The following is a 21,437-nucleotide window of genomic DNA, read 5'->3' as shown; positions in this document are numbered from 1 at the left end:
GGCGGACCTTCCCTGAGGTTGGGCGAGCTAATGGCAGGTGCTACCGGGATCGGTGTGGCACGACTTCGGTTCCGACGGTGTGACGTCGAGCGATGGATTTCGATCGAAGAACCCGAACGGCTTGAGCCAGAACGAGACCGTGTCCGCGGGCATCACCGGCCAGTCCTCCGGCCGCGTGATGTGGTGGATGCCGAAGGTGTACCAGACGACGACGTCGGTGTTCTCGATGCTGCGATCCTTCTCGGTCCACTCCGGTAGCCCGTGGTCGATGCCGCTCTGGTTCACGAACTCGCCACTGGGCCAACGCTCGTCGGGTGAGTTGGGGGTGACCCAGACGGTGTGGCCGATCACCTGGGCGCGCTGGAAGATCGGCGATGCGGGATCGAACATCGACGGGATGGCCGCTCCCGGAACCAACTTGTAGGCGGGCCGGGTGCCGAGGCCGTTGGTGACGTTGTCGTTGACGACCTTCCACGCCTTCTGGGTGTTCCAGTCGTAATCCTGCTTGCCTTCGGACTCGGTGGTCAGCGGAGTGTTGACCTGAGTCAGCGCGAGACCGTAAGGGTTGTCCGGTCCCATCGGAACACGTTGGGTTTCACTGGAATACACGGTGTTCTCGGTGCCGTCGACGTCCAGATCCAGCCGGGCGACCAGGAAGTGCTGGTGGTAGGGCGCGTACGTGCGGTTGTCGACCAGCGTTCCGGACGGATGGGTGCCGCCCTCGTCGAAGTGGGTGACGACCATGATGCCCGTCGCGCGGACCTCGCACTCGATGTTGCCGTCCTGATAGAACCGCCAGTAGACGAGGTACTCGTAGTTGGCAACCGTTGCATGGAAGCTGACCGTGAGCCGACGCATCCGTCGCACCTCGGCTCCGGCGTCGTGATCGACGTGCTTCCACAGCACGGCGTTGTCTTCCTCGTGAATGCAGATCGCGTTGGTGATCGTGTACGGCTCACCCTTGCTGTTGTGCAGCACTGCATCGAGGTACCGGATCTCGCCGAGGCAATCGCAGCCGAGCTCGAGCGAGGTGGTCATGAAGCCCAGGCCCCATTCGCCGATGTCGAACGCGGTGCGTCGGTAGTGGTCCTCGGTGTGATCGCGATACGGAACGACCATCTCCGCGAACGACATTCGATTGGCAACGGACCGCACGTTTCCGTTGTCGTTGTAGCTGACGGCATGCAGCGTCATGCCCTCGCGATAGTTGAACCCGACGCGAAGCGACCAGTTCTGCCACGTCAGCTTGTTGCCGTCGAGCTCGAACGACGGCCCGTCCGTTTGATTGATCTCGAGGGGCTTCAAGGGTGGGCGGGTACTCGCGTTCCTGATTCGCTCCGGGATGTGGCGAGGGACGTACTCACCCATGATTTCCGGTCGCTCGACGCGATACGTGTCCTCGATCTCGAGCAGTTCCATCGTGTTCACGTCGATGACGCAGTGGAAACCGCCGACCGGCCCGGCATAGGGATTGGCACCCTCCGAGGCCTTGACCCACGTGTCGGACCAGCCCAGGCGTCGACCCTTGTACTTCTCGGGCGTCACTGCCTCGCCGTAGGTCCAGGTGTCCATGAATACCAGATCCAGATCGGTGATACCCCGATCGGCAAGGGCGGCAATCACATCGGGGTGGGCACGCAGGGCCGCGTCGGCCTCCTCCCACTCGTCGACGGTGAAGTTGGGCTGCACATCCGGAATGTGCGTCCACGATTCGGTGGTGCGATCGTCGAGTGACACCACGGCCTTGAACGTCGTGTTCTCGTTGCGGTTCAACACCACCGAGACTGCTCGACGCGCAGGCACGGTACCGTCCGCGTCGAATGCGGCGATCTCGGACTTGGCCGGTTCGATCATCTCGATCGAGGCGTAGCGCCAGCCGTCGCCGACTCCGTGGTCGCGACCGAGAACCTCGGCTACGGTGGCGAATTCGTCGCTGGACAGGGGATCGAGGGGGTGAAAGGTCATGCGATGGTCTCCGTCGAGCTCATGACGTGCTTGATGCGGGTGTAGTCCTCGACCCCGTAGGCCGAGAGATCCTTGCCGTAGCCGGAGTACTTGAATCCTCCGTGCGGCATTTCGGCCACCAACGGGATGTGGCAGTTGACCCATACGGCTCCGAAGTCCAGAGCTGCCGAGATGCGCAGTGTGCGTGCGTGATCGGAAGTCCAGACGCTCGATGCGAGACCGAAGTCGACGTCGTTGGCCAGCGCGATCGCCTCCGCCTCGTCGCCGAATTTCTGCACCGTGAGCACCGGGCCGAAGGTCTCCTCCTGCACGATGGGATCGGACTGCTGCACGCCGGTGATGATGGTCGGCTCGAAGAAGAAGCCCGTATCGCCGATGCGCTTGCCACCGGTGACGATGGTGGCGTGTTCGCCGATACCCGCGACCTTGGCGCTCACCTGACCGAAGTGGTTGACGTTGTTCAGTGGCCCGAGGAAGGTATCGGGGTCGTCGGGCAGGCCGACTTTCAGCGTCTTCGCCTTGGCGACAAGGGCATCGACGAGTCCGTCGTGCGCCGACTCGTGGACCAGGACGCGGGTGACAGCGGTGCAGTCCTGGCCGGCGTTGAAGAACGCGGCCTCGGCGATACCGTCGGCGGCTTTGGCGATGTCGACGTCGTCGAACACGATTGCCGGTGCCTTGCCGCCGAGTTCGAGGTGCGCCCGCTTGAGTTGCTTGGCGGCGGCCACGGCAACAGCGATGCCGGCGCGAACGGATCCGGTGATCGAGACCAGGCCGGGAGTCTTGTGTTCCACGATCGCCGCACCGGTGCCGCCGTTCCCGAGCACGACGTTGAACACCCCGTCGGGCACGATGCCCTTCGAGAGCTTCGCGAGCACCAGCGTGCTCTCGGGGGTGGTGTCACTCGGCTTGAGCACGATGGTGTTTCCCGCGGCCAGCGCGGGACCGATCTTCCAGATCGCCATCATGAACGGGTAGTTCCACGGGGTCACCTGCCCGACGACGCCGATCGGTTCGCGGCGCACGTACGAGGTGAAGCCGTCCATGTACTCGCCCGCAGATTTGCCCTCGAGCATCCGTGCCGCGCCTGCGAAGAATCGGATCTGATCGGCACCGACAGTGACTTCCTCGGCCGCGATGGTGGCCTTGGGCTGACCGGTGTTGCGGCTCTGCGCCTCGACGATCTCGTCGCTGTGCGCTTCGACGGCGTCGGCGAGCTTCAACAGCACCTTCTGCCGTTCGCTCGGCGTCGTCTTGCCCCAGGTCTCGAATGCTCTGGCAGCGGCCGACATCGCGGCATCGACATCGGCGGCGTCGGAGATGGGGGAGTGGGCGACGATCGATTCGTCCACCGGATTCACCACATCGAGCATCTCGGTGCCCGACGGCGTCACGAACGCCCCGTCGATGTAGTTCTGCAGGACAGGCACCGTCATCACTGAACCCCTAGCGTCGACTGTTTCGGTTCTGCAAAGCCTGCACCTACGGACGAGACTTCGCCACCCGACAAGATGTCCAACTCCCCCGCATCGATCAGGACCGAATGTCGGTCCAACTCGAGCCCGCAGGAGCTGCTCACCGGCTAGCCTGTGGCGGTGGCAGACACAGAGGTGGGGTATCGACAGATCGCCGACGACACCTGGGCATTCATGCGACCGCCCGGCAGCTGGGGGCAGACCAACACCGGACTGATCGTGGCACCGAGTTCGGCGTCGATGCTGATCGACACCGTGTGGGATGTGAACTGGGCGCAGCGAGTCGTCGCCGACACCGCCGAACTGGTCGCCGACGCACCGATCACCGAGGTACTCAACACCCACTCCGACGGCGATCACTGGTGGGGAAACGACACCGTCCCTGCCACCGCCCGCATCACCACCAGTACCGCGTCGCTGCACGCGATGAAAGAGGAAACACCGCCGAAAGGAGTGGACGCGTTCGCATCTGTCGGCGCGAAGATCGGTTGGGTGCCGGGGCCGGTCGGGGCAATGGGCTCCTACATGGACCGAGTCCGCGGCGACGCCACCTTCCCCACGAGTCTGCCGAGACTGCCCGACCACACCTTCGACACCACCGAGACCATCGACGTGGCGGGGCGGCCGGTCCACCTGCGGTACCTGGGCCCAGCACACACCGAAGGTGACCTCATCGCCCATCTCCCCGACGTCGGAGTCGTGTTCGCCGGCGACCTGCTCTTCATCGACGCCACCCCGGTGCTCTGGCACGGACCTCTGCAGAACTGGATCGACGCGCTCGACCACCTTCTCGATCTCGATGCCGACGTCTACGTTCCCGGCCACGGACCCCTGTGCGGCACCGACGAGATCCGGGCGCTCCACAACTATTGGACCTGGGTATCCGAGGCCGGACGCAGCTGCTTCGACGCCGGCCTCGGTCCAACCGAAGCCGCCCTCAACCTGCTGAAATCTCCTGAATTCGGGCAGTACTCACACTGGGACTCACCGGAACGACTCATCCTGAGCATGAGCACCCTGTACCGCCTGTGGCGAGGTGAGAAGCCCGCCCCACCCACACTCACGCGTCGAGCACGCGCGTTCGCGGACGCGGGACGCTACCTCCGGCAGCATCGGCTCCGAAAGCCCTAGCCTTCGAATCACGGCGAGCGCAACTGTGGCGCGTCGGCGTCGTTCGGAGGAGCGTGGGACACGTGACCTCCCTTTCGGCCTCGTGGGTTCAGCAGCGCTACCGCGATCCTGCTCTGACGGCATTGGCGTACACGAACGAGACGATCGACGTTCTGCTGTCGCATCACTCGGTGCGGACGTTCACAGACGATCCGATCGACACCGAGACGATCGAGACCATCGTCGCCGCAGCCCAATCCGCGCCGACGTCATCGAACCTGCAGGCCTGGAGCGTGATCGCGGTACGAGACCCGGCGCGCAAGAAGCGTCTGGCGGCGCTGGCCGGGAACCAGGCGTTCGTCGCCGAGGCTGCGGTGTTCCTGGTGTTCGTGGCCGATCTCGGGCGGGCCCGACGGCTCGCCGCAGCGCACGACGCCGAACTCGGCGGTGCCGACTACTTCGACAGTACGATTCTCGGTGCCATCGATGCAGCGTTGGCCGCGCAGAACGCCGTCGTCGCTGCGGAGTCGCTGGGATGGGGGACGGTGTATGTCGGGGCGGTGCGCAACGCACCCGACGAGATTGCTGCCGAGCTGGCACTGGCCGAACAATCGGTTCCGGTGGTGGGCTTGGCGCTGGGCCGAGCGGGCGAGGATACGGCCGGGGTGAAGCCGCGATTGCCCATCTCCTCGGTGCTCCATCACGAAAACTACGACGCCGTGGTGGCCGACGCTGCGGTGCCTGTCCACGAGCAACGATTATCGGAATACTATGTGACACAGGGACGTACGTCATCCTGGATCTCGTCGGTACTGTCGCGCCTGCGCAGCGGTGAGGCGATCGGTTCGCGTGTGACGCTCAGGCAATCGTTCGAGTCCCTCGGCTGGAAGTCCCGGTAGAACTATGCGCTTTCAGGTTCTCGACATCGTCTTCAACCCTCCGCACCCGGTCACCGGTGCAGTCGTGCACCCGGCCGACCGATTCGACCGGTTGATCGAACTCGCCGTTCTTGCAGAAGAACTGGGCATCGACTCGTTCTCTGTCGGAGAACGGCACGCGGGAGACGTGCTATCGTCCGCTCCCACGGTGCTTCTCGGCGCGCTCGCCCAGGCGACGCATCGCATTCTGTTATCCACCGGCGTCACCGTCCTGTCGGTGTTGGACCCGATCCGCGTCGCCGAAGACCTCGGCACCGTCGATCACCTGAGTCGAGGCCGCCTCGAAGTCGTCATCGGCAAAGGCAACGAAGTACTGCAGTACCCACTGTTCGGACTCGACATCGCGCGCCAGTACGAGTACCTCACCGAGAACTACGAACTGCTCCGCAGGCTGATCCGTGAGGAGCACGTGGATTGGACCGGGCGCCACCGACATCCGTTGTCCGACGCCACCACACTGCCCAGGCCCTTCGACGGGCCGTTTCGAATCTGGCACGGTTCGGCCACGTCGATCGAAGCGGTCGATCTGGCGGCCGAGTGGGGAGACCCCATCGTGACAGCCAACGCACTGCAGCCGAGGGAGAACTACAAGGAACTCATCGACCGCTACCGCGAGCAGTATCGCAATCACGGTCATGACCCGGACAGGGCGTACGTGGGTTCTGGCTCCGGGGGTTGTTCCTCGGTACGACGACCGAGGCTGCCGTTGCCGAGTATCGGCCGATCTACGAGGGCATCGTCGCGCAGCAGGACAAGCGCAAACACGATCCGGCGGCCAAGGGCAAGGTGACGAGCTTTCGGACCATCGACGACGCGGTAGCGCGGGGGCCCGCACTGGTGGGCTCGTCCGAACGCGTCGCGGCGAAGATACTCGACTACCACGACGCGTACGGCCATGATCTGCAATCGGTTTCGATCAACCACGTATTGGACTTCGAGCGTCAGAAGGACACGTTACGACAGTTCGCCGAAGAAGTGATTCCATTGGTGCGGGCCGAGGTGACGACCACACTGTGGACGACCGAGGACAAAGATCGTGCCAGGGGATTCACGGCGAGCTGACCTGTGCCGTCAATGCCGCGGCGTGGGTGAACAACGTGGTCGGATCCGCTCGGTCCGCAGGGGGTTCGAGTACGACAGTGGTGGCACCGGCATCGATCCAGCGTTGCAGGTTGCTCAGCGCGACATCGGAATCGGTCACGGCGGCAATGTAGACGACGATCTCGTGGTCCGGCCCACCATCGATGTGCTCGATGGCCGTTCGCACCTGATCCGGTGACGTCTCGCTCGTGAGGATGGTTCCCACACCGGTGCGTCCGCTCAGGGCCAGAGTCTTCGGCCCCGTCGCACCGACGAGCAGCGGCGGCGGTTGCAGCGGAGGCCAATTCAGCTGCACGTTGTCGAGTGAGACGTACCGCCCCTGCACGGTGACGCTCTCGCCCGCCAACAGTGCGGTGAGCGCTGTCATCTGTTCGGTCAGCAACGTCAGAGGCGACTGCACTCGCGCCCCGATCTGCCCCATCCACGATTGAACTCCGTGTCCGAGCCCCACGCGGAGCCGCCCCGGATGGACACGGGCCACGGTAGCGATCTCCATGGCAGTGGCTGCCACGTTCCGCATCGGAGTCGGTAGCACCCCGATGCCGACGCTCACGTGTTCGGTGTTCGCGAGAACCAGTGCAGCAGCCGACAATCCACCGGAGTAGAAGCAGTCCTCCCACAACCACACCTCGTCGACGCCTGCGCGGTCGGCCGCACATGCCGCGTCGACGAGATCCTCCGGCGCAAGTTCGGGTCGCAGTACAACGCCGATACGAGTCATTCCAGTCTTCCTTTCTTCTCAGCGAACGAGATACGGCGACACCGAACTTCGGTGCTCGTCGATGTCGAGGTCCTTACCCAGTGGCGGAAACGCGCGTTGCGGGCAGTTGGAACGCTCGCACACCCGGCAGCCCGCTCCGATCGGTGTCGCCGCCGCCGAGCCCTGTACGTCCAGACCGTCGGCGTACACCAGCCGACCGGCGTGGCGCAGTTCGCATCCGAGGCCGATGGCGAAGGTCTTGCCGGGCTGTCCGTATCGCGCGGCACGTCGCTCCACGGTGCGTGCGATCCACAGGTAACTGCGGCCGTCGGGCATCTCGGCGATCTGCGTCATGATCTTGCCCGGATAGGCGAAGGTCTCGTACACATTCCACAGTGGGCACGTGCCACCACTGGACGAGAAGTGAAAGCCCGTGGCGGACTGGCGCTTCGACATGTTCCCGGCGCGATCGACGCGCACGAACGAGAACGGAACACCCCGCAGCTCGGGTCTCTGCAAGGTGGACAGGCGATGGCAGATGGTCTCGTAGCTGACCGAGAAGAAGGCCGAGAGCCGCTCGATGTCGTACCGGAAATCCTCGGCGACGTCGTGGAACTGGTGGTACGGCAACACCGTCGCGGCCGCGAAGTAGTTCGCGAAACCGAGCACCGCCAACTTCTTCGACGACTCACTGGTGAAGTTGCCCTCGTCGGCCATCTTCTTCAGCAGATCCCCGCATTCGAGATAGGCGAGTTCGGCGGCGTACCTGAACACCTTCTGCCCGCCGGACAGATGCGGTGAGATCTCCAGCACTCGCGTCTGCGGATCGAACCGATGCAGCACGTTCTCGCCGAGGTCGATGCGATTGACGATCTGCACGTCGTGAACCGTCCGCAGCCGCTTGGCGATCTCGCCACCGACGTCGGCGCGATGGAACCGGATTCTCGAGGTCAGAGCCTCTGCCGCAGTGTCCAATTCGTGCAGATAATTCTGCCGCTGATAGAAGTAGTCACGCACTTCCTCGTGCGGCTTGCTGATCGAACCACTGCCACTGCCGTCGGAGAACCGCTCCTCGGTAGCGGCCAACAGCTGAGCCGTCGTATTGCGGTATCGGCGGTGCATGTTGACCATCGCCCGTGCCAACTGCGGGTGAGAGCTGACCATCTGCGCGATCTCGTGGGCATCGGCATCGATCCCCATATCCTGATCGAGCGCCACCTCGCGGAGTTCGGCAACCAGCCTGGTGTCGTCCTCGGAGGAGAAGAACGACGTGTCGACGCCGAACACCTCGGAGATCCGCAGCAACACCGGCACCGTCAGTGGACGCACGTCGTGCTCGATCTGGTTGAGATAACTGGCGGAGATCCCGAGCTTCTGCGCCAGTGACACCTGACTCATGCTGCGTTCGCTGCGGAGCTGCCGAAGCCGCACGCCGACGAAGGTTTTCGACATATCGCCAGGCTACGCCTGCGAAGAATCGGGTTAACACCGTTCGCAATCGGCTACTGGGTCACAATTCGACAGCCAACGGGAACATTAGCCGAAGTAAGGGCGTATACCGGTGTACGAGCTATTCACCACGCACCACGAGGAGCGGTCATGTCCAATCGTCAACGCACATCGGAAATCGTCAGGGACGTCGTCGTCTTCGTCACCGGAGCCGTGCTCGTCGCATCGACCGTCTGGCTTCCCGTCCAGGGAGACCAGGAAGTCACCGGTGCCATCCTCGTGCTCGGCATCCTTGCGGCGTCGTCTGCACTCTGGGCCATCGGATCCTCGTCGAGACAGAGTCATTGGACCCACGTCGGCCTCGGGTTGCTGCTTGCTGTCTCGCCCGCGCTGATGGTGTTCCCGTCCGGATTGCTCGCCGCCGACCTGTTCGCGATCGTCGGAGGACTCGTCATCGCCGCGATGGGCGGGCTCGGTGTGCTGGCCTCGCGTCGGACGCCGATCACGTCGCAGGTGATTGCACACAGCGACGACCGAACCGGCGTTCGCATCTGATCTCGGCAACCGGTGCGCCACTCCCGGGGCCGCGTGCGAAAAATGTCATACGCGGGTCCGGGAGTGGAGCATTTTCTGCTCTGTGGGTTCATCGCGGCGCCTGATGCAATGGGTGCTCCACTCGGCGCGGTGGATCCGGTAAATCCCTCGTGCGGACCGGCGAGTGGAGCATTGTGTGCTCTCATCGCCGCGATTCCCGACGCCGCCTGACAACCGACGCGATTTCGGCAGCCACCACATCCGGCGCGGCAAGCACATCGAACGCCGAGTAGCGCAGCACCAACCAGCCACCCAGTACCAGGGCGTTCTGTCTATGTCGATCCTTGCTGAACACCTCTGCTGCACTGTGGAATTCGCGTCCGTCCACCTCGATGATCGTTCGGCTGCGACGGTCGACGAGGTCGCAGACGAACGAGCCGACTGTCGCATTCATCTCCAGATACAGGCCGATCCGATGCAATGCCCGGCCGAGGGCCCGCTCCGGTTCCGAGGCGAACCTCGTCACTGCCAACCGGACCTGACGGGCCAACTCTGCGTTGCCGCGTCGACCCGGGAATCGCTCGAGTAGGCAGATGAGCGACGCAGGGTCGAGTCCGAACTTCAGACGCTCGTCGATCAGCAACTCGGCCTCTTCGCGAGGGAGTACCGCCAGGCAATCGAGCATCGTCTGCGCAGGAGTGGTGCAAGGCAGTGACTCGACCTCGTCGACGAGCCGGGAATCGAGTGCGCGACGGTGCAGTCGGAGCCATGGCGGTGGTCGCAACCGGGCCGAGCGGGGGACGGTTGCATCGAGAGTGGACGGCTCGGTCGTCCAGCCGCGTAGGTATGCGGCCGAACGGTGACTGAGTACGGCATCGGGTCGCCACAGGGCGATGGCCCGACACCGATCCATCGTCGACGGCTCCCCGCGCATATGGACCGTCGGCAGAACGCGGGTGAAGCGTCGCGAGACGGTGCTGGGATGGAGTCCGGAGGAGACGAGCTGTCGGAATGTGGAGGGGCCGGGAGTGGAGCCTTCGGAATGACCGGGTTGGGCGGGAGTGGAGTCTGCGGAATGACCGGGTTGGGCGGGAGTGGAGTTGGCTGTCATGGGTGCAGCGTCGGCGATGGCGTGGGTGGTCTTCGATGCTCGACCTGGGGAAATCGAAAGCCCTGTGGACAGGTGCCAGCCTGTGGATGAGTGCAACTTCTGCTCCACTCGGTGGCGTCGGTCGGGGGATCCCCGCGAAAGTGGTGTCGAGGGGAGCAACCCGTGCCATGTTCACATCGTGAGATCGGAGTACTGTGATGTCGATCACAAAGTGCTCGGTTTCTGACTCGATTCAGACGCCCTCGTCAAACCGTACAAGCGTCCGGTAAAGAATTTTGTTCATTCCGTTCATCAACTGGGGATTCATCGCTACTGGCGAGTAACCACGCTGTCCGATCGGAGAGGTTTGTGTCGACCAAAAATTTGCAACATTAGCAACGACGCCCGTAAAGCTAGCCAAGATTGGCACTAACAACTGGTAGACGCATGTTTTCGGGTGTGCCATTGTTCTGGAGTACACCAGAAGGGCCTGGCAACGATGTGAAGATTCGTCTCGAGGCAGGCCGAGAAGCAGAAGAGACTGGAGCTGAAGATGTCGACCACCGGCACCCCGAAGACCACCGCCGAGATCCAGCAGGATTGGGACACCAACCCCCGCTGGAAGGGCGTCACCCGTAACTTCACCGCACAGCAGGTCTCCGACCTCCAGGGCACCGTCGTCGAAGAAGCGACCCTCGCTCGCCGCGGCAGCGAGATCCTGTGGGATCTCGTCAACAACGAGGACTACATCAACTCGCTCGGAGCCCTCACCGGCAACCAGGCCGTGCAGCAGATTCGCGCCGGCCTCCAGGCGATCTACCTCTCCGGCTGGCAGGTCGCAGGCGACGCCAACCTCTCGGGCCACACCTACCCGGACCAGAGCCTCTACCCGGCCAACTCGGTGCCGTCCGTCGTCCGTCGCATCAACAACGCACTCCTGCGCGCCGACGAGATCGCCAAGATCGAGGGCGATACCTCCGTCAAGAACTGGGTCGCACCGATCGTCGCCGACGCCGAAGCCGGCTTCGGTGGCGCACTGAACGCCTACGAGCTGCAGAAGGCCATGATCGTGGCCGGCGCCGCAGGCGTGCACTGGGAGGACCAGCTCGCATCGGAGAAGAAGTGCGGCCACCTCGGCGGCAAGGTGCTCATCCCCACCCAGCAGCACATCCGCACCCTGACCTCGGCACGCCTCGCGTCCGACGTCGCCGACGTCCCGTCGGTCATCATCGCCCGCACCGACGCCGAGGCAGCCACGCTGATCACCTCCGACGTCGACGAGCGTGACCGTGAATTCCTCGACGGAACCCGCACCGCAGAAGGATTCTTCGGCGTCAAGAACGGCATCGAGCCCTGCATCGCCCGTGCGAAGGCCTACGCCCCGTACGCCGACCTCATCTGGATGGAGACCGGCGTGCCGGATCTCGAGGTCGCCAAGAAGTTCTCCGAGTCGGTTCGCAGCGAGTTCCCGGACCAGCTGCTCGCCTACAACTGCTCGCCTTCGTTCAACTGGAAGGCGCACCTGGACGACGCGACCATCGCGAAGTTCCAGAAGGAACTCGGTGCCATGGGCTTCAAGTTCCAGTTCATCACCCTCGCAGGCTTCCACTCGCTCAACTACGGCATGTTCGACCTGGCACACGGCTACGCCCGCGAAGGCATGACCGCGTTCGTCGACCTGCAGGAGCGCGAGTTCAAGGCTGCCGAAGAGCGCGGCTTCACCGCCATCAAGCACCAGCGTGAGGTCGGTGCAGGCTACTTCGACCGCATCGCCACCACCGTCGACCCCAACACCTCGACGGCAGCACTGAAGGGCTCCACCGAAGAAGGCCAGTTCCACTAAGCAGTTCCGCCTCTCCGGATTTTCAGCGCACTAGTCAGGCGGTCCGCAACATTCGTTGCGGGCCGCCTGTTCTGTACGACGAAGGTTTTGGGCGTACCCGGTAAGAGTTACCCGCATCTCACTTCAACCTGTTGTGCCGCAACATCAATGACTAGGAGCCTCCTGTGACGGTCGAGAGGGTGGGGATCGTCGGAGCGGGGCAGATGGGTGCAGGAATCGCGGAGGTCTGCGCCCGTGCGCACGTCGACGTGTTGGTCCACGAACAGACCCGCGAACTGGCGACGGCCGGTCGCAGCCGCATTCTGCAATCGCTGGACCGCGGCGTCAGCAGCGGCAAGATCACCGAACGTGAGCGTGAGCAAGCGGCATGCAGGCTGCGATTCACCGCCGACCTCGCCGACTTCGGCGACCGCCAACTGGTCGTCGAAGCAGTGCTCGAAGACGAGAAGATCAAGACCGACATCTTCGCCGAACTCGACTCGGTGGTGACCGACCCAAATGCCGTCATCGCCTCCAACACCTCCTCCATTCCCATCGTGAGCCTGGGAGCCGCCACGACGGCACCCGGCCGAGTCGTGGGTCTGCACTTCTTCAACCCGGTCCCGGTACTGCCACTCGTCGAGCTCGTTACCACCGACCTGACGTCACCGGCAGTGGCAGACCGGGCCGAGCGCTTCGCGGGCGATGTTCTCGGCAAACAGGTCGTGCGCTCGGCAGATCGATCGGGCTTCGTCGTCAACGCGTTGCTCGTGCCGTATCTGCTCTCCGCGATTCGCATGGTCGAATCCGGGTTCGCCACCAAGGAAGACGTCGACAAGGCGACGGTGCTGGGTCTGGCGCACCCCATGGGGCCGCTCGCACTCGCCGATCTGATCGGCCTCGACACGGTCAAAGCCATTGCAGATTCGATGTACTCGGAGTTCGAGGAACCCCTCTTCCTAGCACCGCCGCTGCTGCTGCGAATGGTCGAATCCGGGCACATGGGCAAGAAGGCCGGAGCCGGTTTCTACCGCTACGAGAACGGCCGAATCGCAAAGTAGACACCGCCGCGGGCGGGTTGCCCCGCGACGGTCACCGGACCGCTATTGTCGGTCTGCGAATGCAGTCACTTCGATCACAGGAGCATGTCAGTGAGCAAGTCCACGAAGTCGAACAGTGTGGTTCCCAAGGCATTCGGGATCGGGTTGGCGGCCACCGGCGCCGCCCACTTCGTGGTGCCCGAGGCGTTCGAGGGAATCACCAAGCTTCCGTTCCCCAAGGACACTCGGACCTGGATCAGTCGCAACGGAGCCACCGAACTGGCGGTCGGTGCCGCGATCGCATACCCCAAGACTCGCAAGATCGGACTGATCGGTCTGGGCGCATACGTTCTGTGGCTCGGCGGCAACATCGCCAAGAACAGCTGACGTTACTGTTGCGAACGACTCGTTTAGAGTAGGAATAGCCTGGTCGAGGCGGTAGCTGCCTTGCGCTTGCACCGATGCGTAGGTAGCAATGTACTTATGACTTCAGCTACCGCTTACCAGGCCACCGCTCCTGACGCCCCGCTCGAGAAGGCGACGATCGAGCGACGCGCTGTCGGACCGCACGACATCCTCATCGACGTCAAGTTCGCCGGCATCTGTCACTCCGATATCCACACCGCCCGTAACGAGTGGGGTGGCACCACGTACCCCGTCGTTCCCGGGCACGAGATCGCAGGCATTGTGGCCGAGGTCGGCTCCGAGGTGACCAGCCGCAAGGTGGGCGACCGCGTCGGCGTCGGCTGCTTCGTGGACTCCTGTGGCGAGTGCGAGGCGTGCAAGGACGGCGACGAGCAGTACTGCACCAAGGGCGTCGTCCAGACGTACAACTCGAAGACCTACGAGGGCGAGTTCACCCACGGCGGCTACTCCACCCAGATCGTCGTGACGGAGAAGTTCGTTCTCGGAATCCCGGAGGGCGTCGAGCTCGACGTCGCCGCACCTCTGCTGTGCGCAGGCATCACCCTGTACTCGCCGCTCAAGCACTGGGGCGCAGGACCGGGCAAGAAGGTCGCCATCATCGGCATGGGCGGCCTCGGCCACATCGGCGTCAAGATCGCGCACGCACTCGGAGCACACGTCACCGTGCTGAGCCAGACCGACGCCAAGGAAGCCGACGGCAAGGCCTACGGTGCCGACGAGTACTACGCCACCAAGGACACCACCGCCCTCAAGGATCTGCAGGGCAAGTTCGACCTGATCCTCAACACGGTCTCCGCGAACCTGCCGATGGGCAAGTACCTCGGACTGCTCGCCCGCAACGGCACCCTCGTCGAGCTCGGTGTTCCCGAGAAGCCCCTTGAGGTGCCCGCGTTCAACCTGCTGGCCAACCGTCGCTCCTTCGCCGGTTCGATGGTCGGTGGCATCGCCGAGACCCAGGAAATGCTCGACTTCTGCGCCGAGCACCACATCGGTGCCGAGATCGAGGTCATCCCGGCCGAGAAGATCAACGAGGCATACGACCGCGTCGTCAAGTCCGACGTGCGCTACCGCTTCGTGATCGACGCGGCCACGCTGTAACAGTCTCTTTGGACGCGTGAATGGTCCATCGACCTGCCCAGACGGGGGTCGATGGACCATTCACGTCTTCGAAGCGGGTTCAGCTCTCGGCGAGACGCTTCTTCTCGTGCTCGACGTCGAAATCGGCTGCGGGCCAATCGAGATCGAGTTTTTCCAACGTGTCGATCAGGATCTCCGTCACCGCCAGGCGGCTGTACCATTTGCGATCGGCCGGCACGACGTACCACGGTGCATGATCGACGTCGGTCCGATCCAGCACCCGCTGATACGCCGCCCGGTACTGCGGTAGGAAGCCACGCTCGGTGACGTCGCCCGGGTTGTACTTCCAATGCTTGTCGGGCCGATCGAGCCGCTCCTGCAACCGCTTCTTCTGCTCGTCTGCCGAGACGAACAACGCGACCTTCACCACGACGGTTCCCTGTTCGGTCAACTCCTTTTCGAAGGCGTTGATCTCGTCGAATCGCTTCTCCCACACCTGCCGTGGCACCAGGTCGTGGACCGCGACGACGAGGACGTCCTCGTAGTGGGAGCGATCGAACACCCCGATGCGGCCGGCCCGCGGAAGTGCTTTGCGGATTCGCCACAGGTAGTGGTGTTGTTTCTCTTCCTGAGTCGGCACCCCGAACGACGCCAGGTCCACGCCCTGCGGATCGACCATGCCGATGACGTGCTTGACCATTCCGCCCTTGCCTGCGGTGTCCATGCCCTGGAGTACCAGCAGAACCGACCTGGTTCCACCCGCGCGCCCATGGGCGTAGAGCTTCTCCTGCAGCGCGGCCAGCACTTCACCCCGCTGTTCGAGGACGTCGTTGCCGTGTGCCTTCTTGCCGTCGAATCCCGGAGTTGCGGTGAAATCGATGTCCTCGACCCGGGGTGACGCACCGGCGCGCAGCACCTCGACGGGAGAGAGCGTCCACAATTTCGAGTTGTCGGCCATGACCGATGACACTACTTCTCTACCATGGGAATCATGGCCCCTACCATCGCAAAAGCCGAGACCGTGTCGCGTGAGGAATTGCTCGAATTCGTCTCCCCGCGGCACCACCACACCCTGATCACCCGCAAGCGCGACGACGGCCTGCAGGTCTCCCCGGTTTCGGCCGGGGTCGACTCGGAAGGCCGCATCGTCATCGCCACGTACCCCGAGCGCGCGAAGGTGCACAACATTCGCCGCAACTCCGCCGTCACGGTGTTGGTGCACAGTGACGATTGGAACGGCGACTACGTCCAGGTCGACGGTACCGCCGAAATCATCGATCTTCCCGACGCGGTCGAGCCTCTGGTGGAGTACTTCCGCAGCATCGCCGGCGAGCACTCGGACTGGGACGAGTACCGCGCGGCGATGGTGAAGCAGGGAAAGTCGTTGATACGCATCGTGATCGACACCTGGGGACCGATCGCCGCGGGTGGCTTCCCTCCAGGGAGAGTGTGACAAGCCCCCGGGGAGAGTGTGACAAGCCCGCCGGGGAGGGTGTGATCTAGCCCTTCAGTGGTGCCGCGAAGAGCGGCACTGCGTTCTCCAGTGCGTATCGGGTGCCTGCGACCGAGGCTGCCGAGAATGCGTTGGAGAGGTTCTGATCTCCGAGCACCACGAGGCGTCCGTCGCGTGCCGACGGCAGGCCCTGGATCGACGGGTTGTCGGTGATCACCTCGGGTCCGGTGCCGATGGGGAACATGACGGTGAGGTCGGCATCGAGCGCGGAGATGTTCTCCTCGGACAGTTCGATGCTGAATGCTCCCGGCTGCGCGAGGTTCTGGACGGCCGGGGTGTTCTCCATGCCCAACGACTCGAGGAAGTCGACGCGGGTGTCGCCGCGGACGTAGGCACCGACCTGTCCGCTGTAGAGCGTGCCGACGGCGACGGTCTTGCCGGCGAATTCGGGGTTGGCGGCGATGGTGTCGTCGACCAGTGCCTGGGTGTCGTCGACGAGCTTCTTGCCCTCGTCGACCTTTCCGAGCGCTTGGGCAACGATCTCGGTCTGGCCGTCCCACGTGGTGCCGTAGGCGACGTCGGTTCCCGGCGGCGCGGCGACAGTCGGGGCGATCTCGGACAGGTCGTCGTAGACGGCTTTGTCGTTGGTGCTGCGAGTCCACAGGATCAGATCCGGTGCCAGCGCCGCGATCGACTCCATGTCGACGTCGAAGGTGCCGACGATCGTGGGGTCGGTGTCGTAGGTTTCGTCGACCCACGGGCCGAGGCCGTTTCCGCCGACTCCGAGCCAGTCACTCGCTCCGACGGGTTGGACGCCGAGCGCCAGTGCGGTCTCGGCGTCCGACCAGCCGAGTGCAACCACTCGCTGCGGATTCGCCGGGACCTCGACGTCGCCGAACATGTCGGTGACGACGACACCACCGGCCTCCGAGGGGTCGGTGGTGTCGCCGTTGTCGGAGCTGCATGCGGTCAGAGTGAGGGCGAGGGCGAGGGCTGCCGCAGGCAGAGCCAACGAACGAGAAATGTGCATAGGGCACGCTAACCTATCAAGCGCTGAAATGCTGCACGATCTTCGCGCAGAAGGCCGGCAGGTCGTCCGGATTGCGGCTCGACACCAGGTTGCCGTCGACGACCACTTCCTCGTCGACGACGGTTCCTCCCGCGTTGCGAATGTCGGTTCGGATACTCGGGTAGGACGTCAACGTCCGGCCCTTCACGACGTCCGCCTCGACGAGAGTCCAGGCACCGTGGCAGATGACGCCGACCGGTTTGCGGGCTTGTACGAATGCGCGCACGAACGCCACCGCGTCCGCGTCGACGCGAAGTTGGTCGGGGTTGGTGGTGCCGCCGGGCAGGATCAGCGCATCGAAGTCGTCCGCGGAGACATCGGCGACGACGCGGTCGACCGTGAAGGTGTCGGCGGCATTGACGTCGCTCTCCATCGCTTGGATGTCACCATGGTCGAGTGCCACCAATGTGACTGTGGCTCCGGCATTTTCGACGGCTTCACGAGGCTGAACCAGTTCGACCTGCTCGACGCCGTCTGTAGCGAGAATGGCGATGCGGCGTCCGGTCAATGTATCGGTAGTCATACCTGTTCGAATGTCCGACCGGACCGGATCTCAAACTGACGAGTGATGGTACGAATGGAGACATGAGCGAATCACCCATCGAAACGCCCACCGAGGATCGGGTCGAGCAGAGTCTGCCGATCGTCGACGAGTCCGGCGAGCCGAGTACGAGTGATCTGCCCGTCGAGGCCGACGTCCGGGACGTGCTGGATCAACGAGCCGAGGTCCCGCTCGACGACGACGGGTACGACGAGCGCTAGGGCGTGCCTGGTTCGACGACGAGAGGGTGCGGCTGCGACTTGAACTTCGCGGGGGAGCCGTCGGCCATGGCGACTCCGTGGATGCCGCCCCACATCATCATGCAGAGATAGTCGATCAGATCGTCCGCGGACATGGACTTGTTGGAGATCCACCAGTGCGTGGCCAACTGAACCGCGCCGACGATCGCGAAGGCCCACGGAACCGAACCGCCCGAGTCCATCTCGCGTTGCCTTAGGCGCTCACCCAACACGGTGGAGAGCAACTCGGCGATCATGCGCTCGGACTCGGCGACGACGTCGCGATTGTTGCCGGCGTTGTTCGCCATGACGTACAGGTACACCTCGGGATCGGTGGCCACCGTCTCGACATAGGCGGTCACGACGACGCGGGTGAGTTCGTACTCGTCGAGCTCGTGCGAGATGGCCGCGTAGATGCGAGGTGCGAGGGTCGTCTCGACGTACCGCGACATGGTCGCGCTCGTCAGGTCGTTCTTGTCGGTGAAGTAGCGGTAGAGCACCGTCTTGGAGATACCGATCTCCGACGCGATCTCGTCCATTCCGATCTCGCGGCCCCGCAACCGGATCGCAGCCAGCGTGCCGTCGACCAGCTCCTCGCGTCGCGCGATCTTGTGCTCACGCCACCGACGTTTGCGGCCGTCCGGCTTCTCGGCCTTGGGCTTGTCCTCGCTCGGCTCGGACTCGTCCAGCTTTGCCTCCGTCGTATTTCTTGCCACGACCACCACCCTATGCGCCTGCTCGGACACCGTCGCAGGGTGCGTCCGGTTGGTCCGAGGTATTTCTGGGCACAATGTCGGTTGTGCAGCTGATGAACTTCGACGACGACACCAAACGCCGCGACCTCCGCAAGATGAAGACGGTCGCGACGGGCTTTCTCGTCTTCGCATCGATCGTCTACATCTTCTGCCGCTGGCAGGAGTCGACGGGCGCAGGTGCCTGGGTGGGCTACGTGCGCGCGGCATCGGAAGCGGGAATGGTGGGCGCACTCGCGGACTGGTTCGCGGTGACGGCCCTGTTCAAGCACCCGCTCGGCATCCCGATTCCGCACACGGCCTTGATCAAGAAGAAGAAGGACCAGCTGGGTGCGAGCCTGAGTTCGTTCGTCGGCAGCAACTTCCTCGCGCCCGAGGTCGTGTCGGAGAAGGTCGCGTCCGCGCAGGTTCCCCTGCGGTTGGGGACCTGGCTCGCTCAGCCGGACAACGCCGAACGGGTCGCGGCCGAGGCGGCGACCGTGTTGCACGGCGTCGTCGACGTCCTCAACGACGAGGACATCACCGCCGTCATCGACAGCACCATCGTGCGTCGACTCGCCGACCCGCAGTGGGGACCGCCGATCGGCCGCATCCTCGACGAACTGCTCCGCGAGAATCGCCAGCTGCCGTTGATCGACATGCTCGCCGAGCGCGCTCACCAGTGGGCGCTCGGCAGCCAGGAGATGATCGATCGCGTCGTCGCGCGGGACTCCCCGAACTGGTCGCCGAAGTTCGTCGACACGCTGTTGGGCGAGAAGGTCTACAAGGAGCTCGTCGAGTTCACCTGGAAGATTCGCTCCAACCCCGAACACGACGTACGCCTGGCCGCCAACAAGTTCCTCGTCGATTACGCCAACGACCTGCAGCACGACCCGGTCACCATCGAGAAGGCCGAGAAGCTCAAGGCGCAGATCATGGGGCGTGAGGAGATCACCGGCCTCGCCGCGGCGACGTGGAAGGTGGCCAAGCGGCTGATCACCGAGTCGGTGGACGATCCGACGAGCACGCTGCGCACCAAGATCAAGGAGAACACCGCCAACCTCGGGGTGCGCTTGCGCGACGACGAGGAATTGCGCGGCAAGGTCGACGGCTGGCTCCTCGGTGGGGCGAGTTACATCGCCGCGAACTACGCGGACGAGATCACCACGATCATCGGGGACACCGTCGCGCGGTGGGATGCCGAGGAGGCGAGCAAGAAGATCGAACTGCAGGTCGGACGCGATCTCCAGTTCATTCGCATCAACGGAACCGTCGTCGGTTCCATCGCCGGTCTCGCCATCTACACGATCTCGGATCTGATCTTCGGGCACTAGTGCTAGCAGAGTGCTTGCAATAGTTAGCACCCTTCGGTACCGTCCAGTAGGACACCGAAACAGGAGGCCGATATGGCCGAGAACGAGGGGGATCTGGTCGCCAAAGCGACCGAGGCGACGCAGGTCGTCGCCGAGGCGGGGGATCTGGTCGCTGCAGTGGTCACCACTGCGGCCCAGGACATCGGCAGCTACATCCGGTCCCAACGGGAAGCCGCGCAGGTATCCATGCGGCAACTCGCCAGCCGGGCCGGAGTGAGCAACCCCTACCTGAGCCAGATCGAACGCGGACTGCGCAACCCGTCCGCAGAAGTGCTAGCGCAGATAGCCAAGGGTCTGCGCGTCTCCTCCGAGGTGCTGTACGTCCGGGCCGGGATCTTGGAAGCGCGTCCCCACGGTCCGGTGCGCGAAGCTCTGCTCGGCGATGAGCACATCACCGAACGGCAGAAGCAAGTGCTGATCGAGATCTACGACTCGTTCTGTCGTGAGAACGAGTCGACGCAGGAGCCCGAACCCGACGAACAGGAGACACCCGATGTCTGATTCCAAGAACTTCGAGAACGTCAAGACCCCGATCTTCGCAGCCGTCGGTGCAGGCGACGCCGTCGTCCAGGCCGTGGCCGACGTCGTCGCTCAGGTGCGCTCGCGCGCCGAGAGCCGCACCAGCGAGGTCAACGCCCGCATCGCCGACATCTCCGAAGATGTCACCGAGGGCGTCGAGAGCCTGCGCGAGCGGCTGGCGAACCTGCCCGCAGAGCTCCCCGACGAGATCGCCGAGCTGCGCGAGCGCTTCACCCCCGAAGAGCTGCGCAAGGTTGCCGAGGCATACCTGAAGGTGGCATCCGACCTCTACACCTCGCTCGCCGAGCGCGGCGAAGAGACCGTCGAGCGCATCCGCCGCACGCCCGCCGTCGAAGAACGCCTCGAACGCGCCAACGCCGCTGCCAACGACGTCGTCGACCTCACCGAGCAGGCCCTCGGAACCGTCGCCTCGCAGACCCGCGCAGTGGGTGAGCGTGCCGCTGCTCTGGCCGGTCTCGCATCGGACAAGGTCCGCGAGGGTGCCGAGGAGATCTCCGACGCCGCCGACGAGCTCGCCGAGAACATCGACGAAGCAGGCGACGAGGCCAAGGACAAGGCCATCAAGGCGTCCGACAAGGTGAGCGGCGCGGCGGGCACGGTCGAGGCCAAGACCCGCAGCAACGCCAACTCGCCGATCAAAAAGACTCCGGCACCGGCCAAGAAGACCGCACCGGCACCGGCAGCCAAGAAGTCCACCCCGGCTCCGGCCAAGAAGGCTCCGGCGAAGAAGACCACTCGCTAAAGCACTCGTAAAGAAAACGACC

Annotated in this window: 21 protein-coding genes and 1 pseudogene; 13 read left to right on the top strand and 9 right to left on the bottom strand. The window is 64.0% G+C overall.

Annotated features, from left to right (window positions below; genetic code table 11):
• Positions 1 to 27: 27 nt before the first annotated feature.
• Both CH249_RS17855 and CH249_RS17850 read right to left on the bottom strand, forming a co-directional pair.
• The gene (locus CH249_RS17855; protein ID WP_094681929.1) at positions 28 to 1,965 is read right to left on the bottom strand and encodes a primary-amine oxidase; all 1,938 of its coding nucleotides are present in this window, start codon (positions 1,963 to 1,965) and stop codon (positions 28 to 30) included.
• Complete coding sequence (locus tag CH249_RS17850; protein ID WP_094681928.1) at positions 1,962 to 3,401, bottom strand: gamma-aminobutyraldehyde dehydrogenase; 1,440 nt, start codon at positions 3,399 to 3,401, stop codon at positions 1,962 to 1,964. Before CH249_RS17850 ends, CH249_RS17855 begins: the two co-directional genes overlap by 4 nt.
• A gap of 159 nt (positions 3,402 to 3,560) precedes the next feature.
• On the opposite strand from CH249_RS17850, the gene CH249_RS17845 reads away from it, so the two are divergent.
• The 3 genes and pseudogenes from CH249_RS17845 (at position 3,561) to CH249_RS17835 (ending at position 6,550) form a co-directional block, all read left to right on the top strand.
• Positions 3,561 to 4,571: an MBL fold metallo-hydrolase gene (locus tag CH249_RS17845; RefSeq protein ID WP_256988363.1), complete on the top strand. Its 1,011-nt coding sequence runs from the start codon at positions 3,561 to 3,563 to the stop codon at positions 4,569 to 4,571.
• A 62-nt stretch (positions 4,572 to 4,633) separates the two neighbouring features.
• Positions 4,634 to 5,449 carry an NADPH-dependent oxidoreductase gene (locus CH249_RS17840; RefSeq protein WP_094681927.1) on the top strand — a complete coding sequence of 272 codons (816 nt, stop codon included), beginning with the start codon at positions 4,634 to 4,636 and terminating at the stop codon, positions 5,447 to 5,449.
• A gap of 4 nt (positions 5,450 to 5,453) precedes the next feature.
• Positions 5,454 to 6,550 (top strand): annotated as a pseudogene (locus CH249_RS17835) (LLM class flavin-dependent oxidoreductase).
• Here CH249_RS17835 and CH249_RS17830 read toward each other — a convergent pair.
• Both CH249_RS17830 and ramB read right to left on the bottom strand, forming a co-directional pair.
• Positions 6,537 to 7,310, bottom strand: a complete 774-nt coding sequence (locus CH249_RS17830) for an LLM class flavin-dependent oxidoreductase (protein ID WP_094659447.1) — start codon at positions 7,308 to 7,310, stop codon at positions 6,537 to 6,539. The pseudogene CH249_RS17835 and the gene CH249_RS17830 sit on opposite strands and share 14 nt — an antisense overlap.
• Positions 7,311 to 7,328: 18 nt before the next feature.
• Positions 7,329 to 8,741 (bottom strand): acetate metabolism transcriptional regulator RamB, encoded by a 1,413-nt coding sequence (ramB, locus tag CH249_RS17825; protein WP_032393837.1) that lies wholly within the window; start codon positions 8,739 to 8,741, stop codon positions 7,329 to 7,331.
• A 147-nt stretch (positions 8,742 to 8,888) separates the two neighbouring features.
• On the opposite strand from ramB, the gene CH249_RS17820 reads away from it, so the two are divergent.
• The gene (locus tag CH249_RS17820) at positions 8,889 to 9,293 is read left to right on the top strand and encodes a hypothetical protein (RefSeq protein WP_032393838.1); all 405 of its coding nucleotides are present in this window, start codon (positions 8,889 to 8,891) and stop codon (positions 9,291 to 9,293) included.
• Between the two features lie 181 nt (positions 9,294 to 9,474).
• Here CH249_RS17820 and CH249_RS17815 read toward each other — a convergent pair whose 3' ends face one another.
• Positions 9,475 to 10,383 carry a DUF559 domain-containing protein gene (locus tag CH249_RS17815; protein ID WP_094699012.1) on the bottom strand — a complete coding sequence of 303 codons (909 nt, stop codon included), beginning with the start codon at positions 10,381 to 10,383 and terminating at the stop codon, positions 9,475 to 9,477.
• Between the two features lie 532 nt (positions 10,384 to 10,915).
• Here CH249_RS17815 and aceA point away from each other — a divergent pair.
• The 4 genes from aceA to CH249_RS17795 all read left to right on the top strand — a co-directional run bounded on the left by aceA (position 10,916) and on the right by CH249_RS17795 (position 14,748).
• Positions 10,916 to 12,205, top strand: a complete 1,290-nt coding sequence (gene aceA / locus CH249_RS17810) for an isocitrate lyase (protein ID WP_027498404.1) — start codon at positions 10,916 to 10,918, stop codon at positions 12,203 to 12,205.
• A gap of 164 nt (positions 12,206 to 12,369) precedes the next feature.
• The gene (locus CH249_RS17805) at positions 12,370 to 13,245 is read left to right on the top strand and encodes a 3-hydroxybutyryl-CoA dehydrogenase (RefSeq protein WP_032393839.1); all 876 of its coding nucleotides are present in this window, start codon (positions 12,370 to 12,372) and stop codon (positions 13,243 to 13,245) included.
• Positions 13,246 to 13,335: 90 nt separating this feature from the next.
• Positions 13,336 to 13,611, top strand: a complete 276-nt coding sequence (locus tag CH249_RS17800) for a hypothetical protein (protein ID WP_032393840.1) — start codon at positions 13,336 to 13,338, stop codon at positions 13,609 to 13,611.
• 96 nt (positions 13,612 to 13,707) lie between these two features.
• Positions 13,708 to 14,748 (top strand): NAD(P)-dependent alcohol dehydrogenase, encoded by a 1,041-nt coding sequence (locus CH249_RS17795; protein ID WP_032393841.1) that lies wholly within the window; start codon positions 13,708 to 13,710, stop codon positions 14,746 to 14,748.
• Between the two features lie 79 nt (positions 14,749 to 14,827).
• On the opposite strand, the gene CH249_RS17790 is transcribed toward CH249_RS17795, so the two are convergent.
• Positions 14,828 to 15,685: a polyphosphate kinase 2 family protein gene (locus CH249_RS17790; protein WP_094629754.1), complete on the bottom strand. Its 858-nt coding sequence runs from the start codon at positions 15,683 to 15,685 to the stop codon at positions 14,828 to 14,830.
• A gap of 33 nt (positions 15,686 to 15,718) precedes the next feature.
• Here CH249_RS17790 and CH249_RS17785 point away from each other — a divergent pair, with 33 nt between their 5' ends.
• Complete coding sequence (locus CH249_RS17785; protein WP_032394153.1) at positions 15,719 to 16,180, top strand: PPOX class F420-dependent oxidoreductase; 462 nt, start codon at positions 15,719 to 15,721, stop codon at positions 16,178 to 16,180.
• A 46-nt stretch (positions 16,181 to 16,226) separates the two neighbouring features.
• Here the strand turns inward: CH249_RS17785 and CH249_RS17780 are convergent, their stop codons facing one another.
• Together CH249_RS17780 and CH249_RS17775 are read right to left on the bottom strand one after the other, a co-directional pair.
• Positions 16,227 to 17,210, bottom strand: coding sequence for an iron-siderophore ABC transporter substrate-binding protein (locus CH249_RS17780; RefSeq protein WP_094646842.1), 984 nt, complete (start codon positions 17,208 to 17,210; stop codon positions 16,227 to 16,229).
• Positions 17,211 to 17,226: 16 nt separating this feature from the next.
• Complete coding sequence (locus tag CH249_RS17775; protein WP_094646843.1) at positions 17,227 to 17,772, bottom strand: type 1 glutamine amidotransferase domain-containing protein; 546 nt, start codon at positions 17,770 to 17,772, stop codon at positions 17,227 to 17,229.
• Between the two features lie 62 nt (positions 17,773 to 17,834).
• Between CH249_RS17775 and CH249_RS28010 the strand changes: the two genes are divergently transcribed.
• Complete coding sequence (locus CH249_RS28010) at positions 17,835 to 18,011, top strand: hypothetical protein (RefSeq protein ID WP_155290782.1); 177 nt, start codon at positions 17,835 to 17,837, stop codon at positions 18,009 to 18,011.
• Here the strand turns inward: CH249_RS28010 and CH249_RS17770 are convergent.
• On the bottom strand, positions 18,008 to 18,745 hold the full coding sequence (locus CH249_RS17770; RefSeq protein ID WP_045200971.1) for a TetR/AcrR family transcriptional regulator: 738 nt from the start codon (positions 18,743 to 18,745) through the stop codon (positions 18,008 to 18,010). The genes CH249_RS28010 and CH249_RS17770 overlap by 4 nt on opposite strands.
• A gap of 74 nt (positions 18,746 to 18,819) precedes the next feature.
• On the opposite strand from CH249_RS17770, the gene CH249_RS17765 reads away from it, so the two are divergent.
• The 3 genes from CH249_RS17765 (at position 18,820) to CH249_RS17755 (ending at position 21,415) form a co-directional block, all read left to right on the top strand.
• A complete protein-coding gene (locus CH249_RS17765) occupies positions 18,820 to 20,094 on the top strand; it encodes a DUF445 domain-containing protein (RefSeq protein ID WP_032393845.1) in 1,275 nt (424 codons plus the stop codon).
• A 72-nt stretch (positions 20,095 to 20,166) separates the two neighbouring features.
• On the top strand, positions 20,167 to 20,634 hold the full coding sequence (locus tag CH249_RS17760; protein WP_045198858.1) for a helix-turn-helix domain-containing protein: 468 nt from the start codon (positions 20,167 to 20,169) through the stop codon (positions 20,632 to 20,634).
• Positions 20,627 to 21,415, top strand: a complete 789-nt coding sequence (locus CH249_RS17755; protein ID WP_045198860.1) for a heparin-binding hemagglutinin — start codon at positions 20,627 to 20,629, stop codon at positions 21,413 to 21,415. Before CH249_RS17760 ends, CH249_RS17755 begins: the two co-directional genes overlap by 8 nt.
• The last annotated feature ends 22 nt before the right edge of the window (positions 21,416 to 21,437 follow it).

The sequence above is a fragment of the Rhodococcus sp. 05-2255-3B1 genome (genome assembly GCF_002258545.1).
GTDB lineage: Bacteria > Actinomycetota > Actinomycetes > Mycobacteriales > Mycobacteriaceae > Rhodococcoides.
This window is presented reverse-complemented; position numbering and strand designations above follow the sequence as displayed.

What these genes read in the sequence shown, in the direction of transcription:
- CH249_RS17765 (WP_032393845.1), top strand. Translation starts at nt 18,820, where the DNA reads ATGTCGGTTGTGCAGCTGATGAACTTCGACGACGACACCAAACGCCGC.
- CH249_RS17795 (WP_032393841.1), top strand. Translation starts at nt 13,708, where the DNA reads ATGACTTCAGCTACCGCTTACCAGGCCACCGCTCCTGACGCCCCGCTC.
- CH249_RS17760 (WP_045198858.1), top strand. Translation starts at nt 20,167, where the DNA reads ATGGCCGAGAACGAGGGGGATCTGGTCGCCAAAGCGACCGAGGCGACG.
- aceA (WP_027498404.1), top strand. Translation starts at nt 10,916, where the DNA reads ATGTCGACCACCGGCACCCCGAAGACCACCGCCGAGATCCAGCAGGAT.
- CH249_RS17780 (WP_094646842.1), bottom strand. Translation starts at nt 17,210, where the DNA reads ATGCACATTTCTCGTTCGTTGGCTCTGCCTGCGGCAGCCCTCGCCCTC.
- CH249_RS28010 (WP_155290782.1), top strand. Translation starts at nt 17,835, where the DNA reads ATGAGCGAATCACCCATCGAAACGCCCACCGAGGATCGGGTCGAGCAG.
- CH249_RS17855 (WP_094681929.1), bottom strand. Translation starts at nt 1,965, where the DNA reads ATGACCTTTCACCCCCTCGATCCCCTGTCCAGCGACGAATTCGCCACC.
- CH249_RS17790 (WP_094629754.1), bottom strand. Translation starts at nt 15,685, where the DNA reads ATGGCCGACAACTCGAAATTGTGGACGCTCTCTCCCGTCGAGGTGCTG.
- CH249_RS17815 (WP_094699012.1), bottom strand. Translation starts at nt 10,383, where the DNA reads ATGACAGCCAACTCCACTCCCGCCCAACCCGGTCATTCCGCAGACTCC.
- ramB (WP_032393837.1), bottom strand. Translation starts at nt 8,741, where the DNA reads ATGTCGAAAACCTTCGTCGGCGTGCGGCTTCGGCAGCTCCGCAGCGAA.
- CH249_RS17775 (WP_094646843.1), bottom strand. Translation starts at nt 17,772, where the DNA reads ATGACTACCGATACATTGACCGGACGCCGCATCGCCATTCTCGCTACA.
- CH249_RS17785 (WP_032394153.1), top strand. Translation starts at nt 15,719, where the DNA reads ATGGCCCCTACCATCGCAAAAGCCGAGACCGTGTCGCGTGAGGAATTG.
- CH249_RS17830 (WP_094659447.1), bottom strand. Translation starts at nt 7,310, where the DNA reads ATGACTCGTATCGGCGTTGTACTGCGACCCGAACTTGCGCCGGAGGAT.
- CH249_RS17850 (WP_094681928.1), bottom strand. Translation starts at nt 3,401, where the DNA reads ATGACGGTGCCTGTCCTGCAGAACTACATCGACGGGGCGTTCGTGACG.
- CH249_RS17755 (WP_045198860.1), top strand. Translation starts at nt 20,627, where the DNA reads ATGTCTGATTCCAAGAACTTCGAGAACGTCAAGACCCCGATCTTCGCA.
- CH249_RS17820 (WP_032393838.1), top strand. Translation starts at nt 8,889, where the DNA reads ATGTCCAATCGTCAACGCACATCGGAAATCGTCAGGGACGTCGTCGTC.